This is a genomic window from Bacillus sp. Brlt_9 (assembly GCF_051948935.1).
In the GTDB taxonomy this organism is placed as follows: domain Bacteria; phylum Bacillota; class Bacilli; order Bacillales; family Bacillaceae_G; genus Bacillus_A.
Genome location: NZ_JAYJLO010000009.1, coordinates 87,735 through 104,359, shown reverse-complemented (window position 1 = coordinate 104,359; position 16,625 = coordinate 87,735). Strand labels below are relative to the sequence as shown.

The window sequence follows — 16,625 nt, the reverse complement described above, 5'->3', positions numbered from 1 at the left end:
AAAATCAGAGGAGAAAGGGAGCAAAGAACTATGCTTACTTATACAACAATTGTAGTTACATTTGCACAAAAACATCATCATCATACGTAACCCTTGAAACCTAGCGGAAAAATTACGCGTAGGTACAAGGGTTATTCCCGTTGTACCTACGCTTTGGCGAAGAGCCATGTAGGTATTTTTTATCTACATGGCTCTTTTTTTATTGCCAAAAAGCTAGTAAAAAATGATGTTTAAGCAAAACTTACTACAAAGGAGTTAACAAAAATGGAAACGAAAAAATGGGGATTATGGATTTTAACAGCTTTTGTAATCGGAAATATGGTTGGCGGTGGCGTATTTATGCTCCCAGCAAATTTAGCACAAGTATCAGGTCCAATGGGTTCTACTCTTGCATGGAGTATTACAGGACTTGGCGTATTTATGATTGCACTCGTATTTGGAAATTTAGCAGTTCGCAAACCAGAATTAAAGGCAGGACCACAAAGTTATGCTCAAGCGATGTTCCCCTCAAAAAAAGCTGGGAAAATTGCAGGATATAGTATGGCATGGGGCTATTGGGCTGCGAACTGGGCTGCAACAGCATCTGTTATTATTTCTTTCGCTGGATATTTATCAACATTCTTTCCAGTTTTACAAAGTAAGCAAATTCTCTTTTCAACAAACGGATTTTCACTAGAACTCGGCAAAGGATTAACTTTCCTCGTATGTAGCCTTATGCTATGGGGAATTCAATATATTCTTTCTCAAAATATTGACCGAGCTGGAAATATGAATCTACTTGCTACCATTGCAAAGATTATTGGATTTACAATGTTTATTGTAATCACATTATTCATTTTCAATGCATCTAATTTCGGAGACGATCAATCATTTATGAATGAAGCAGGACACTCAATTTCGTTAGGTGGACAAATCAACTCAGCTGCTATTGCAACACTTTGGGCGTTTATCGGTATTGAATCAGCAGTTATGCTTTCTAACCGTGCAAAATCTCAGCGCGATGTAAAAAAGGCTACCATTTTCGGATTAATTATCGCTCTTCTTATTTACATGTCAATCACTCTACTTACAATGGGAGCTCTCCCGCAAGATGCTTTAAAAGAGTCTCAAAAACCATTAGTAGATGCATTAAATTTAGCAATCGGCAATAAAGGTGCCTATATCATGGCTTTACTTGCACTTGTATCTTTATTTGGATCTACAGTTGGCTGGATCGTTGTTAGTTCAGAAGTACCTTACCAGGCAGCAAAGAATGGACTTTTCCCTAAGTTTTTCGCGAAAACAAATAAAAAAGGTAGTCCTTCAAAATCATTATTTATTACAAATGTGATGACGCAAATTTTCTTATTCTCAACGATTTCTGGTACCGTATCAGAAGCTTATAATTTCGCTATCGTTGTAGCAACATTAGCTTATTTAATTCCATACCTTGTTTCTACGCTGTACCAATTCAAATTGGTTATTACAGGAGAAACGTATGATATAATGCCTGGCTCTCGAATAAAGGATGGGATCATTACTACATTAGCATTTGTATACTCTATTTGGGTTATCAAAACCGGAACTGCCGATTTAAAAACATTCTTCTTAGGAATCGGATTGTTCGTATTAGGTCTTATTCTTTATCCAGTGCTAATGAAAAACTCACAAAAAACGAATTAAAAAAAGAGAAGCTACCGGCTTCTCTTTTTTATTCAAAATCTGTAATTAACTTTTCTTTTAACTCTCCTACAGATAAAGGTTTCGCATAATAAAATCCTTGTACGTAATCACAATCCATAGATTGTAATAAACTTTCTTGCTCTACTGTTTCTACCCCTTCAGCAACTACTGCTAAATTTAAGCTATGGGCAATTTCAATAACAGATTTTACAATCGTTCGCTCTGGCTGTGCATGATCATAATGAAATTCACGAATAAAATTACGATCAATTTTTACTATATCCAGTGGTAGTTGTTTTAAATAATATAAAGAAGAATAGCCCGTTCCAAAGTCATCTAAAGCAATTAAAATACCCATATTTCTTAATTCTTGTAATGTAGCAATAATATAATCAAAATGGCGAACAGCAATGCTTTCCGTTATTTCTAAAATTAAACGATTTGGTGGAAATCCCGTTCTCCTCAAAATGCTACGTACAGATAAAATAAAACGCTTTTGCATTAATTGTTGTATGGATAAATTAACAGATAACTTTAATCCTTCTTCGTAATCTGGCAATGTTTTAAACAAGCGACATGACTTTTCTAATATCCAGTCCCCTAATTTTATAATAAGTCCAGATTCTTCAGCTACTGGAATAAATTCGCCTGGCGAAATCGGCCCTTCTTCTGTCGAACAACGTGCTAAAGCCTCTATACCAGTATATTTCTTCGTTTTCAAATCTATAATAGGCTGCAGTGCCACGTCTAGCTCTTCATCACGAATTGCCTTTTGCAAAGCGAATTCAATTTTCATTCTACGATTTATTTTCGCACGTAATTCATCTGTAAAGAAACAAGCAGCATTTCTGCCCTGCTCTTTCGCGCTGTACATAGCTAAATCCGAATTCTTCAATAGAGTTTCTACATCTTGTCCGTCTTGCGGATATGCGCACAGTCCTAGACTAGCTGAAATGTATACTTCATGACCTTCAAGCATAAATGGTGCCTGAAAACATGACAACACAGATGTCGCAAGCTGCCTCATCGCATCTTGTGTATGACTTTTTGTTAACAACACAAATTCGTCGCCACCCAGCCTAGCCAGGACGTCTTTCTCTCCTAGCACATAATGCAACCGTGAAGCAACTTCGCTTAAAAGTAAATCCCCTATCATATGACCTAGCGTATCGTTTACTAATTTAAAACGATCTAAATCAAAGTAAATCATACCAAATTCTTTTTTGCCTGCAATCATCTCGTTTACAGTCGTTATTAATTGCAATCGATTCGGTAAACTCGTTAAAGCGTCATGATACGCAAGTTCCCTATAACGACTTTCGCTTAACCGCAGCCTCTGTTCCGCTTCTTTTCTACTACTAATATCATTTCGGATCGCAATAAATTGATATGGTTCTCCTTTTTCATTTAAAAATGGAACAATTGTTGTTTTAACCCAATAATATGTTCCATCTTTTGCTCGATTTCGAATCTCACCTCTCCATACTTTTCCACTCAAAATACGCTTCCATAGAATTTGAAAAAATGTTTTCGGGTGATATCCTGAATTTAAAATACGATGATCTTTCCCTATTAACTCTTCTCGTGTATATTTGGAGATTTCACAAAACTTATCATTTACATATGTAATACGACCATTTCGGTCTGTAATCGCAACAATTGAAGACTCATCTAATGCTAACTTTAAATCTCGCAATGAAGAGTCATATAATGCATGACCTCTTTGTTCTAGCATGCGCATCTCTCCTTGCTTCCTATCTGACTAAAACACAAATTGTTTCTTTTCATAGAAATAGAGATATTTCATTTCCTAATAATCGCCCTTTACATAAATCACAGTTTGAAATATGCCGATTAAAATAACATAATATTATTTGTAATAAAAAGCAATATAATACCGTTTCAATTATAAATAGTCGTTTCTTATCGCTATAATTAGCTTACTTTATTATACCTTATTTATCCCCTTATATTTCCTTATAACTAGCTCTATACAACACTAGTTTCCTACTATTTCTGCTTATATCTAACCACTTTACTTTACTAGCGAAATAGAAATTCGAGCACACTATACAACTATTCACGAATAATAATATAAAAATTAAAATTAGTATATATGTTTTTGAATTACAATAACAAAATATTAACATATTTTCACCTTTATTTTGGAAGTATTTAATAAATACTTTATTAAACTAAAAAAAAAGAGGAAAGCCTCTTTTTTTTTAGTTTAATACGGATATGGTATTTGCTGATAACCCGGATATGGCGTTGGATATGGTACTGGGTATGGCGCTGGATAAGTGACTGGATACGGTGCTGGATAGTAGCCTCCACCTGCTGCACCCGTTAATGCACCAGCTGTAAGCCCACCTAACACACCTCCAGCAAAACTTCCAGGGAAAAATCCACCACCCCATGAGCCTCCACCCCAGCCCCATCCGCCTCCATGATGGTGGTGATGATCATGGTGATTGTGTCCACCATTATGGTGATGTCCGCCATTATGATGGTGCCCTCCATGATTATGACGATAATACAATCCGTTATTGTCTATATAATTCATGTTTCCCCTCTCCTTTTCCCTTTTCTCATCTTAATAAGTATTGTATGAATAGTACGGACCTAGCTGGTAACCTATATTAAGAAAAATCTGTATAATACGGATAACCATACCTTAGGCTTCATCATGCATCTGCTACAATTCTAGAATATGGTTATCTCTCTTCCTATATATAAGAGGAAAGGGTTTTGTCCCTCTTACACTGTTTATTAACCAGCAATTAGCGGGATAATACCGTAACAATATACTGTATGTAGGACAAATGCGGAAAGCATGAGGAGAATGCCTATATTTTGTAAAAAAAACAAAACACTTTATAATAAGAATGTCGGATTGTACCTTTTTATATAAAAAGTCTATATTTAAGAAAGATTAGAGGAATTTTATAGCAATGAAGAAGCCTATCGTTCAATTATTATTGGTATTTATAATTGTATCTATCGTACTCTTACTTTTAGATACGTCTATCCTCTCACTATATACCTTTTTCGGTGTATTATGGTCTCTTACAATCATAGGAATATCTTTCGTTATTTTTATCGAAAATAGATCTCCACAAAGCACCTTAGCATGGTTTTTAGTATTAGCACTTCTTCCCGTTGTAGGTGTGCTTTTATACTCTATTTTCGGGCGTAGCCGTTGGAGAAGAAAAAAACATCTACATCGTTCAGAAGAGCAAAGAAAATTATTCCGTGAAATATTAGAAGGAAGACGAGTAGAATTATCACTCACAGTCCCCTTACATGAACGTTCTACACATTTAACAAAAGTCGTGCAAAAATTTGGAGGCGGACCTGCCGCAGATAAAACAACTACAAAGCTTTTAACAAATGGTGATCAAACATTCTCAGAAATTTTGCAAGCTATCGAGCGAGCAAAACATCACATACATATTCAATACTATATTTATAAATCTGATGAAATTGGTACAAAAGTTCGAGATGCTTTAATCAAAAAGGCAAAAGACGGTGTTATTGTACGCTTCCTTTATGATGGACTCGGAAGTAACACTTTAAGAAGACGATTTTTACAGCCTATGAAAGAAGCTGGTATTGAAATTGTAGAATTTGACCCTATTTTTTCAGCTTGGTTACTTGAAACTGTCAATTATCGTAACCATCGTAAAATCGTTATTGTAGATGGAGAAATCGGTTTTACTGGTGGACTCAACGTCGGTGATGAATATCTTGGCCGTTCAAAAAAATTTCCCGTTTGGCGTGATAGTCATTTAAAAATAGAAGGAAAAGCGCTATATAAATTACAAGCAATCTTTCTAGAGGATTGGCTTTATGCATCTAGTGGATTGAATACTTATTCCTGGGATCAATTTATGAATAGACAATACTTCCCAGGTAAAGAAATTTCAAGTGCAGAAGGTGCCGTACAAATTGTAGCGAGCGGACCGAGCTCGGATGATAAAAGCATTCGCAATACATTATTAGCCGTTATGGGATCTGCAAAAAAATCGATTTGGATTGCTACACCATACTTTATCCCAGATCAAGAAACTTTAACATTATTACGTTTAAGTGCAATATCTGGTATAGATGTACGCATTTTATATCCTGGTAAAAGTGATAGTATTATTAGTGACCAAGCATCTCAGTCCTACTTCACTCCACTTTTAAAAGCCGGTGCCTCCATTTACAGTTATAAAGATGGTTTTATGCATGCAAAAATTGTACTTGTTGATGATCAAATCGCTACAATCGGAACAGCAAATATGGACGTACGCAGCTTTGAATTAAATTACGAACTTATTAGCGTACTATATGAATCAGAAACCGTTCATGATATTAAACGTGATTTTGAAGAAGACTTTAAGCATTCCACTGAAATTAAATGGAACGCTTTCCAAAAAAGAAGTATAAAAAAGCGAATATTAGAGTCTTTCATGCGACTCATTTCTCCTTTACTATAAGCAATCAATGTATTATTGATTGCTTTTTCTTTTATATTTGTCCCTCTCCTTTTCTTTGCATACCATATTAAAACAAGTTATCATAAGATGTATTGCTTTATGAAAATAATGTTAGGTGGGAAATACATGTTAGAACAATTTCATATACATGCTGATTTAAAACAGCAGCTTTCTACAATTCATGAAAAGAATAAACAAAAAGCTGGTGAAAATGCACATTTAATCGGTAAAAAAATATATAAAGCGTCTGATAACAGCATTATCGAAGACGCTATTACAGCTCTTCTTCTTGGAAAAAACATTCTATTAAAAGGACCGACTGGTAGTGGGAAAACAGTACTAGCGGAAACTCTTTCTTCTTTATTCCAAAAACCAATGCATAGCATTAACTGTTCTGTCGACCTAGATGTAGAAGGTATTTTAGGATACAACACATTGCAAACAAAGGATGGTGCATCTGAAGTTACCTTCGTTAATGGCCCTCTTATGAAAGCAATGCAGAACGGTCATTTCCTATATATTGATGAAATCAATATGGCAAAACCTGAAACGTTGCCACTTCTTCACGGTGCATTAGATTACCGTAAAATGATTACAAATCCTTTTACACAAGAAGTCGTATACGGTGATGACGAGTATCGTGTAATCGCAGCAATTAACGAAGGGTACGTTGGGACAAGCGAACTGAACGAAGCACTAAAAAACCGTTTCGTTATTATTGAAGTTCCTTACATCCAAGGCGACACATTAAAAGAATTATTATTAGCAGAATCAAAATTGAAAGACACTGCAACAATTGAAAAGTTCGTTGCATTTGCAAGCGACCTTATGCCTTTAGCTCACGATGGACGTGTAAGTGAAGAAGCAGCAAGTATCCGTGGTATTATCGACGCATGTGATTTAGGTGTATATATTCCTGTTATGCGCGCTATTGAACGAAGCATTATTGCAAAATTAAATGATGAAACAGAACAAATGACTGTCCGTGAATTAGCAGAAAGTTATTTCTTTGAGGGATAATTCATGAGACAAATTTTTAGTGACAAAAAAATTGATGCGTCGCTGTTTCTACAAATGGAAAACTTAATGTATGCCCTTCTAAAAGAAGACGATGCCTATCTTGAATATGGCTATAAAGCATACTACGACGAAATTGAAAAGAAAGTTGTCATTAGTCACTTTTGGGATGATCGAAAAGAAGAAGATACAGTAATCGGATTAAAAAGCGAAGTGTTTTTAAAAGCACTTGGTAATAAACATTACTCGGACATGACTTTAATTCGTTCTTATGCGATTGAATTACAAGAATCGCCCCTAAAAAAGTTTTTAACACAATTATTTGTTCTATTAGAAGATTTACGCGTTGAAGAAATCGTAAAAAGCTTACGCCCTGGCACAAAGCATATTTTTAGACGCCGAAAAGAAATGTACCGCAATTACTTCGGCTCACAAAATGAAATAAACCGTGTTCGTAACTATCATGGTGATCGCCTATTTTGTCTCTGTTATCTTTCATTAACGAGCGACAAATATGAAATGTTTAATAATGAATATTTCGAGCAAATTGAATCAATTTTACATGAAACATTCCAAGCACGTAATACAGAAGATATTATGTATATCGTTGAAAAAATTCGCTATCGCTTAGAGGAGCTTCTTGAAAGTGATATGCTTAACAACTATTTCGGGCATGCACCCCTTTATTTATCTGTCATTGCAGACGAAAAGAACTGCCGCGTCGAAGATTTAGCAAATGATGATACGCAGCTCATAGATGACGATGAAAATAAAAACAAAATGGACGAAAGCTTCTCAACATGGCATCGTGAAAATAAAAACAATGAAAACGAGAACTTTTTACGCTTTGAATTAGAAAGCGGAACAAAAACAAATATGATGGGTGATACTGCTCGCGAATCGGAAGATGGCGATCAAGCACTAGGTTCCGTACAAGGTACTTCTCAAAAAAGTACACAATCCAACTTTGATGGTGCTGACACAGAAGAAGCAAGAGCTTCACACGCTTCTACCCAACACGACGGTGCATACGGTAAGTATAACGCTGGCGCTTCTCATACATTTAAAGAAGCACGTAAACCAAATCCTGACGAGAAAAAAGATTACCAAGCTATCAAATCAGTCGTTAATAAAGATGTAAAAGAATTAAAGAAAATTATCGAAAAAACGATTGAAAATAAAACAAACGCAAACAGTGATAAATATTATGGAAGACTTCGTAAGAAATTCCTTCGTATTTATACTGAAAAGCAGCCACGCATGTTTTATAAAAAAGGACAAGAGTCACAAGAACTTGATGTTGCATTCCAACTATTAGTTGACTGTTCTGGTTCTATGTATAACAAAATGGAAGAAACGAAAAAAAGTGTTGTACTATTCCATGAAGCTTTGAAATCTTTAAAAATCCCACACGCGATTAGTGGATTTTGGGAAGATGCTTCTAGTGCTAAACCTGAAGATAAACCGAACGTTATCCATGAAGTTGTAAATTACAAAAGCTCAACGTTACCAAACGTTGGTCCAGAAATTATGCAACTTCGTGAAGAAGAAGATAATCGCGACGGATATATTATTCGTATCGTTTCTGAGAAACTCGCGAAAAGACCAGAAAAACATAAATTCTTACTTGTCTTCACAGATGGTGAACCTTCTGCGCTAGACTATCAACAAGACGGGATTTTAGATACACACGAAGCTGTCAAACTTGCTCGTAAAAGTGGTATGGAAGTAATCGGGATCTTCATCGAAGAAGGCGAAGCGAAAGAAGCAACTTATCAATTAATGAAGAACATTTATAACCATCACTTCTTAGTTGCAAATCACGCTGAAGATTTACGTCTGAAGATTAAACCACTATTGAAAAAATTATTACTGAAGACGATTGAATAGAAAATAGGAGCCTTGTGGCTCCTATTTTTTCGTTCAATTACTTTGTTTCTGATTGAAACTTGTATGGAATGGCTACTTCTAATAATGCCTCGAATCCGCCATCGTAGAATGGGAATCGTTCATTTGCGATTGTTCGATCCACCCACTCTATTGCAGAAATTTCTTCTTCATCTTCTGCAATAAGTTCACCTGTTACTACATTTGCTCGGAATGTAAACAATAACGCATGATTCCCTGACTCTTCAAAGAATTTTTCATTGATCGCAACAAGCCCACCTGCCACAGCAGTTAAACCCGTCTCTTCTTTTATTTCTCTTACTAATGCTTCCTGCAATGTTTCACCCTTTTCAACCGCACCCCCTGGTAATGACCAGACGTTTTGCTCTACATTATGTACCATTAATATTTTATCTGTTTCTTCATCATGTATGAGTGCGTATACGACATCCACTCTTTGCATAAGACTTCTCTCCCTCTAAAAATAAGGAAGAGCCAATTCCTAAGAATCGGCTCTTCCTATTAATTCATCACTAACTCAGCTGTGAGCTTTTTTTTTAACTTCGCCAACATGTCAGTTGTCATTTTGTCTAAATCGTATTCTGCTTTAAAGCCCCACTCTTTCATTGCTGCTGTTGCATCAATAGAGTTTGGCCAGCTATCAGCAATCGTTTGACGAGCGGGATCTACAGCGTAATCCATTGTAAACGTCGGGATGTGTTTACGAATTGATGCCGCGATTTGCTCTGGCTCAAAGCTCATTGCTGTAATATTAAATGCATTTCTATGCACTAGCTTACTTGGATCAGCTTCCATTAATGAAATGATTGCTTGTAAAGCATCTGGCATATACATCATATCCATGTATGTTCCTTCAGCAATGTATGAGGTGTATGTGCCTTTTTTAATCGCCTCATAATAAATTTCAACTGCATAGTCAGTTGTTCCGCCTCCTGGAGGAGCTACGTAAGAAATTAAACCAGGAAAACGTACACCGCGCGTATCAACGCCAAACTTTTGATGATAATAATCACATAGTAATTCTCCTGCTACTTTGTTTACCCCATACATCGTAGTCGGACGCTGAATTGTATCTTGTGGCGTATTATCTTTCGGCGTTGATGGACCGAATGCACCGATAGAACTTGGCGTGAAAAACTTACAGTTTAATTCACGAGCTGCTTCTAATGCATTTACAAGTCCACCCATATTTAAATTCCATGCAAATAACGGATTTTTTTCTGCTGTTGCTGAAAGTAAAGCTGCTAAATGAATAATTGTATCTACTTCATTACGCTTTGCGATATCATGTAGTTTTTGTCCATCTGTTACATCTAACGTTTCAAATGGACCAGACGTTACTACTTCACTATCTGTTTCACGAATATCTGTTGCAATAACATTTGATGCACCGTATACATCACGAAGTTTCATTACTAGTTCAGAACCAATTTGCCCTAAAGAACCGGTTACTAGAATTTTTTTCATTTTCCCCACTCCTCATTTGCAAGCTATTCAAAAGATGCCCTTACTTAAATGATGCCCATTTCTTTCCCTACTTTTTCATACTTACGAATTGCTTCATCTAACATTTCTTTCGTATGAGCTGCTGTAGGCATATTACGAACGCGTCCTGTTCCTTTAGCTACAGTTGGGAACACGATAGATTTTGCATATACGCCTTCTTCATTTAGACGTTTACTAAATTCTTGTGTTAACACTTCGTCACCAATAATACAAGGCGTAATTGGCGTTTCACTTTCTCCAATATTAAAGCCAAGTTCTTTTAACCCTTGTTTTAAATAGCGACCGTTTTCCCATAAACGATCGTGCAACTCTGTGCTTTCCATTAAAATTTCAATTGATCGCATACATGCAGCTGCATCAGCTGGTGTTAATGCTGTAGAGAATAAGAATGGACGTGAACGAACTTTTAACCAGTCAATTAAGTTTTGCTTCCCTGCTACATATCCACCAATTACCCCAATTGCTTTTGATAATGTACCAATTTGGAAATCAACTTTATCAGATAGACCGAAATGCTTTACAGTTCCTGCACCTTTTCCAAGTACACCTGAACCGTGTGCATCGTCTACATATGTCATTAAATCTAATTCTTCTGCAATCTCAACAATTTCTGGTAATTTCGCAACATCTCCATCCATTGAGAAAACACCGTCTGTAATTACCATTAATTTATTGTAAAGACCTGATTCTTTCGCCGCGATTGCTTTTTGGCGTAAATCTTCCATATCCGAATGTTTATAAACAATAATTTTTGCTTTTGATAGACGACTACCATCAATAATAGAAGCATGGTTTAATTCGTCTGAAAGAATCGCATCATTTTTATCCATAACGGCTGAAATCGCTGCCATATTACAGTTAAATCCTGATTGGTAAGCAATTGCTGCTTCTGTATGTTTAAACTTTGCAATTGTTTCTTCTAATTTAATATGCAAATCTAAAGTACCGTTAATTGTACGAACAGCTCCTGCTCCAACACCGTACTTATGAATAGCACCAATTGCTGCTTCTTGCAAACGGCTATCTGTTGCTAATCCAAGATAGTTGTTTGAAGATAAGTTAATATATTCTTTTCCGCCAATTGTAATAATCGGTCCATTTGAACTCTCAAGCGGATCAATTACGTTATAAAGCCCCTTTGATTTTAAATCCTCTAAATTTTCTTCTAAAAATTTCGCAAGTGTTTTACTAGACATCGTGAAGCCTCCCATCGTTCATGTAAGCGAATTATTGTCTTAATAGTTCTAATAATCCCTCTACTAGCTTAACACGTTTTCAGAATTTATTATAGAAAAATAGTTTAAAGTAACCGCTTACAATTCTAGATTATATATGATTCATTACAAGAAATCTATCATTTACTTTTAGCGTTCAACACCCTATTATTACTTCTTCATTTGAAAGCTTGCAAACGAGCGGAAAAAGAACGAGCTGGCTCGTCGATGATTATTTTAAAACGGGAAAACGCATTGAACCTTGGATTGATCAAGAAGTTATTAAATATCATCGTACAACGGAAGAATATTTTACACTATTACAACAAGCTAGATTTACAATTACAAATTTAAAAGAAGCTACACCAGATCAAACTTATTTTCAAAGTGCGGAAGAATATGAACGTCGTTTACGTATTCCCCTCTTTCTCTTATTCTCTTGCCGAAAATAAAAAAGACGATGAACCTCTCATCGTCTTTTTCATTATCTTATTGCCTGAGCAACCTCTTTACGTACACGTCTTCCTTTTCCATGCGGAATACAAAGTGGCGTCCCAAATAACGGATCCGTACTGATTTGACATTCCATTCGGAATACATCACGTACTAGCTTCTCATCCACTACTTCTTCCGGCTTACCTTGTGCATATATTTGTTTATCTTGAATGGCTACAATATTGTCTGCATAACGGCATGCTAAATTTAAATCGTGTAATACCATAACAATTGTTCTTTGTTCTGTTTCATTTAATTCAAATAATAAATCTAACACTTCAATTTGGTGAGTCATATCTAAATATGTAGTAGGCTCATCCAGTAAAATAATATCTGTATCTTGTGCAAGCGTCATTGCAATCCAAGCACGTTGACGTTGTCCACCTGAAAGAGCATGCACATCACGCTCAGCAAATTCTGTCATACCTGTTGCGGCAAGTGCTTTCTGTACCATTTCCTCATCTTTTTCTGACCATTGTTTCAGCCATGTTTGATATGGATAACGTCCTTGCTTTACAAGTTGCAATACTGTAAGGCCTTCTGGCGCTTGCGGTCCTTGCGGTAAAATTGCCATTTGACGAGCAATTTGCTTCGTTTGCATACTTTGAATGGCTTGATTATCTAACAAAATGTCACCAGTTGTTGGTTTTAATAATCTAGCTAGTGAACGTAATAAAGTTGATTTCCCGCAACCGTTAGAACCGATAAAGATTGTAATTTCGCCTTTTGGAATTTCTAAATTCAACTCATCAATAATAATTGTTTCACCATAAGACAGCGTCAAACGTTTCGTCTCCAATGCTTTTTGCATATTCATCTCCCTTTATGAATTCCGACTTTTATAAAGTAAATAAATAAAATAAGGTGCACCAATTGCTGATGTAAATACCCCTGCTGGAATTTCAAGTGGGGTGAAAACTGTACGCCCAATTAAATCAGCAGCAAGTACTAAAATTGCACCAACAATCGCCGCAACTGGGAGTAATGCACCGTATAAAGAACCAACTAGCCTTCGTGAAATATGAGGCGCCATTAAGCCGACAAATCCAATTCCTCCGGCAAAGGCAACCGCACCGCCAATTAAAGCTGTACTCAGTAATAACATGAATACGCGCGATTTCGTTAAAGGAACACCAAGTCCTACCGCAATATCATCCCCTAGCTCTTGCGCATTTAAATGTCTAGCAGCTATAAATGATATTACCGTTAAAATGAGAACCCACGGCGCAAGTACCATGACGTTTTGCCATGAAGACCCGTACACAGTACCTGTAATCCATACATTCGCTTGACTCGCTTGATAAATTGGCGCTAACAACATAAACAAAGTCGTTGCCGCTTTCGTTAATGCCCAGAACCCAACACCAATTAAAACAAGACTAATTGGTGATAATCCATCATTTCTCCATGCAAATAAATATACAAAAAGAGCTACAATCGTTGCCCCTAAAAAGGCTGCTAACGGCATATAATGAATGCTTACGGTTAGCGCATTATTTTTATCACTAAATATAGCTAAAAATAATACAACTGCAACACTAGCCCCGCCCGTAATCCCGATAATATCAGGAGAAGCCAGTGGATTTCGAACGAGACCTTGTAAAATACATCCTGCTACAGCAAGTGCGATTCCTACAAGGATGGCAATTAAAATACGCGGCATACGAAACTTATTTACAACCATATTTGACATCGCATCGCCATTTCCAGTAATCGCTTGCCATACATCATAAGGGGCTATTTTCATATCTCCCATACCTGCACTCGCAAAAAATAATCCTATTAAAACAACTAGTAAACTGAATAAGACGAGACAAGCTCGTTTATACATTAAAAACGAGAGCCCACCTTTTCCTATACGAAACGGAATATACTTCTTCATTTGCTAAGCCCTCTCTTACGTGCAATATAAATAAAGAATGGGGCCCCGATAAATGCTGTCATAACCCCTACCGGTACTTCTTGTGGCATAATGACATATCTTGCTGCTATATCTGCTAATATTAATAGTATTGCACCTAACAACCCGCTATATGGTACTCTCCACCTGTGATCTACTCCAACAAGAAACCTAGCAAAATGTGGGATAATAATACCAATAAATCCAATTGGACCAGCAACCGCAACTGAACCACCAGACAACAGGACAATAATAAGTAACACGAATGATTTCATTAAAATTGTTCGTTGTCCAAGCCCTTTCGCGACGTCTTCCCCCATCATCAATGTATTTACTTTCCCTGCCATCATAATAGATGCAACCCATCCTACTAATAAATACGGGAATACAGATTGTAAAATTTCTAACTTTCTTCCTTGCACAGATCCGGCAAGCCAAAATAATACTTCTTCAAGCGCCTTTTCATTTAAAACAAGTAACCCTTGTGTTAATGATGAAAATAATGCACTAATTGCGACCCCTGCTAATGTTAACTTAAGAGGCGTTGTCCCCTCTTTTCCTAAAGAACTAGAAGCAAATACAAGTACAGCTGCAACTGCTGCCCCTAAAAAGGCAATCCACGTAAAAGCTGATAATGATGTCACGGAAAAAATAACAATTGCTACAACTATGAAGAAAGCAGCACCTGAATTTAATCCAATAAAATCTGGAGATGCAAGTGGATTCTTCGTTAAAGTTTGCATAAGACAACCTGCAATGGCTAAACTAGCACCAACACTCGCTGCAATTAATGCCCTTGGTAGACGCACATTTTGAATAATAATATGTTCATTGGAACCATTAAAATGGAAAAAAGCATCTAACGCTAATTTCCAACTCGTATTTGTATATCCGAAAATAATACTTCCCCAAATACAAGTAATGACTGCAATGATCCCAACAAATAATCCAATCCATTTTGCTCGATTTGTTTTTAATAACATGCAGCGTTTCCCCTTCAATGTATAATGATACGTTGTAAGTGTATTTCAACTTAATTCTCATTGTCAACGGAAATGAGAATTATTTTCAACCGTATGTATTGACAATCAAGAGATAAAGGCTTAATATCATGCTTGCTATTGAAAAAACTTCTCAGTATGTAGGGGGTACATAATGAAATTGACTCAAAAGAAATCGTTTACAGTATTTGTATTTTTACTAGCCTTTTCACTACTTTTAAGCGCTTGTGGAAAATCAAATACGAAAGAAGATACAAAAGAAGATACAAAAAAAGAAATGGTTACTGTTGAACATGCAATGGGTAAAACAGAAGTTCCTGCTAATCCAAAACGTGTAGTTATTTTAACAAACGAAGGAACTGAAGCTTTACTTGAATTAGGTGTGAAACCAGTTGGGGCTGTAAAATCTTGGACTGGTGATCCATGGTATCCACATATTAAAGATAAAATGAAAGATGTAAAAGTTGTTGGTGATGAAGGACAAGTGAACGTGGAAACAATCGCTTCTTTAAAACCAGACTTAATTATCGGTAACAAAATGCGTCACGAAAAAGTGTACGAGCAACTAACAGCAATTGCACCTACTGTGTTCTCTGAGACGCTACGTGGTGAATGGAAAGACAACTTCAAATTTTATGCGAAAGCATTAAATAAAGAAAAAGAAGGTCAAAAGGTTTTAGCTGATTACGATAAAAGTATGAAAGATTTAAAAGCCAAACTAGGCGATAAAGTAAATCAAGAAATCTCTATGGTTCGCTTCATGCCTGGTGATGTTCGAATTTATCATGGTGATACATTCTCTGGTGTTATTTTAAAAGAACTTGGATTTAAACGTCCTGGTGATCAAAATAAAGATGACTTCGCAGAGCGTAACGTATCTAAAGAACGTATTTCTGCAATGGATGGCGACGTATTATTCTACTTCACATTCGATAAAGGAAACGAGAAAAAAGGTTCTGAATTAGAAAAAGAATATATCAATGATCCTCTATTTAAAAATTTAAATGCAGTAAAAAATGGTAAAGCATACAAAGTTGACGACGTGATTTGGAATACAGCTGGTGGTGTAATGGCCGCTAACCTACTATTAGATGATATCGAAAAACGATTTGTTAAATAATATGTTTCTAACCAGCTCCCCTTCTATGGAGCTGGTTATTTTCTATTTCACGTAAATGTCATATTATTTCGTTTTGTATTTTTATTCCCAATATGTTATATTAAAAAAGTAAATAAAATATATTTTCTCTATATCGGAATAAATATTTTAATCTAAATTTTCTGATTAATCACTATTTTATTTTCTTTTAGAATTCAATTATTACATTTGAAAACGCTTATTATATAGTTTTCAGGGAAAAATACAGTAACGGTTGAAGAAAAATAGAACTTTTTTAGAAATTTTCTTTCTATTTCCATATAATTCTATTGACTTCCA

General features: G+C 35.9%; 13 protein-coding genes and 1 pseudogene. 6 read left to right on the top strand and 8 right to left on the bottom strand.

What is annotated here, in order from left to right; translation table 11 throughout:
- The first annotated feature begins 264 nt into the window (after positions 1-264).
- The gene (locus tag VF726_RS25800; protein ID WP_440172979.1) at positions 265-1,662 is read left to right on the top strand and encodes an amino acid permease; all 1,398 of its coding nucleotides are present in this window, start codon (positions 265-267) and stop codon (positions 1,660-1,662) included.
- 28 nt (positions 1,663-1,690) lie between these two features.
- On the opposite strand, the gene VF726_RS25795 is transcribed toward VF726_RS25800, so the two are convergent.
- Complete coding sequence (locus VF726_RS25795; protein WP_440172978.1) at positions 1,691-3,397, bottom strand: putative bifunctional diguanylate cyclase/phosphodiesterase; 1,707 nt, start codon at positions 3,395-3,397, stop codon at positions 1,691-1,693.
- Positions 3,398-3,892: 495 nt separating this feature from the next.
- Entirely contained in the window at positions 3,893-4,228 is a 336-nt protein-coding gene (locus tag VF726_RS25790; protein ID WP_440172977.1) for a cobalt transporter, read from the bottom strand.
- Between the two features lie 388 nt (positions 4,229-4,616).
- On the opposite strand from VF726_RS25790, the gene VF726_RS25785 reads away from it, so the two are divergent.
- The 3 genes from VF726_RS25785 (at position 4,617) to VF726_RS25775 (ending at position 9,053) form a co-directional block, all read left to right on the top strand.
- Positions 4,617-6,146 (top strand): cardiolipin synthase, encoded by a 1,530-nt coding sequence (locus VF726_RS25785; protein WP_440172976.1) that lies wholly within the window; start codon positions 4,617-4,619, stop codon positions 6,144-6,146.
- A 126-nt stretch (positions 6,147-6,272) separates the two neighbouring features.
- Positions 6,273-7,166, top strand: a complete 894-nt coding sequence (locus VF726_RS25780) for an ATP-binding protein (protein WP_440172975.1) — start codon at positions 6,273-6,275, stop codon at positions 7,164-7,166.
- A gap of 3 nt (positions 7,167-7,169) precedes the next feature.
- Positions 7,170-9,053, top strand: a complete 1,884-nt coding sequence (locus VF726_RS25775; protein ID WP_440172974.1) for a vWA domain-containing protein — start codon at positions 7,170-7,172, stop codon at positions 9,051-9,053.
- A gap of 37 nt (positions 9,054-9,090) precedes the next feature.
- On the opposite strand, the gene VF726_RS25770 is transcribed toward VF726_RS25775, so the two are convergent.
- Genes VF726_RS25770 through VF726_RS25760 form a run of 3 tightly spaced genes read right to left on the bottom strand, consistent with a single transcriptional unit; the run spans position 9,091 to position 11,773 of the window.
- Positions 9,091-9,513, bottom strand: a complete 423-nt coding sequence (locus VF726_RS25770; RefSeq protein ID WP_440172973.1) for an NUDIX hydrolase — start codon at positions 9,511-9,513, stop codon at positions 9,091-9,093.
- A 59-nt stretch (positions 9,514-9,572) separates the two neighbouring features.
- Positions 9,573-10,538, bottom strand: a complete 966-nt coding sequence (locus VF726_RS25765) for an L-threonine 3-dehydrogenase (protein ID WP_000723139.1) — start codon at positions 10,536-10,538, stop codon at positions 9,573-9,575.
- Positions 10,539-10,582: 44 nt separating this feature from the next.
- A complete protein-coding gene (locus VF726_RS25760) occupies positions 10,583-11,773 on the bottom strand; it encodes a glycine C-acetyltransferase (protein WP_000095906.1) in 1,191 nt (396 codons plus the stop codon).
- A 152-nt stretch (positions 11,774-11,925) separates the two neighbouring features.
- Between VF726_RS25760 and VF726_RS25755 the strand changes: the two are divergent.
- A pseudogene (locus VF726_RS25755) lies at positions 11,926-12,243 on the top strand (SAM-dependent methyltransferase); the annotation flags it as partial.
- A 32-nt stretch (positions 12,244-12,275) separates the two neighbouring features.
- Here VF726_RS25755 and VF726_RS25750 read toward each other — a convergent pair.
- From VF726_RS25750 to VF726_RS25740, 3 genes are read right to left on the bottom strand one after another with little or no spacing between them, the layout of a single operon-like run.
- On the bottom strand, positions 12,276-13,097 hold the full coding sequence (locus VF726_RS25750) for an ABC transporter ATP-binding protein (RefSeq protein WP_046951909.1): 822 nt from the start codon (positions 13,095-13,097) through the stop codon (positions 12,276-12,278).
- Between the two features lie 12 nt (positions 13,098-13,109).
- Positions 13,110-14,168 carry a FecCD family ABC transporter permease gene (locus tag VF726_RS25745; RefSeq protein WP_440172972.1) on the bottom strand — a complete coding sequence of 353 codons (1,059 nt, stop codon included), beginning with the start codon at positions 14,166-14,168 and terminating at the stop codon, positions 13,110-13,112.
- Entirely contained in the window at positions 14,165-15,169 is a 1,005-nt protein-coding gene (locus tag VF726_RS25740; protein ID WP_440172971.1) for a FecCD family ABC transporter permease, read from the bottom strand. The genes VF726_RS25745 and VF726_RS25740 overlap by 4 nt, the downstream gene beginning before the upstream one ends.
- A gap of 172 nt (positions 15,170-15,341) precedes the next feature.
- On the opposite strand from VF726_RS25740, the gene VF726_RS25735 reads away from it, so the two are divergent.
- On the top strand, positions 15,342-16,307 hold the full coding sequence (locus VF726_RS25735) for an ABC transporter substrate-binding protein (protein WP_440172970.1): 966 nt from the start codon (positions 15,342-15,344) through the stop codon (positions 16,305-16,307).
- Positions 16,308-16,625: the final 318 nt, after the last annotated feature.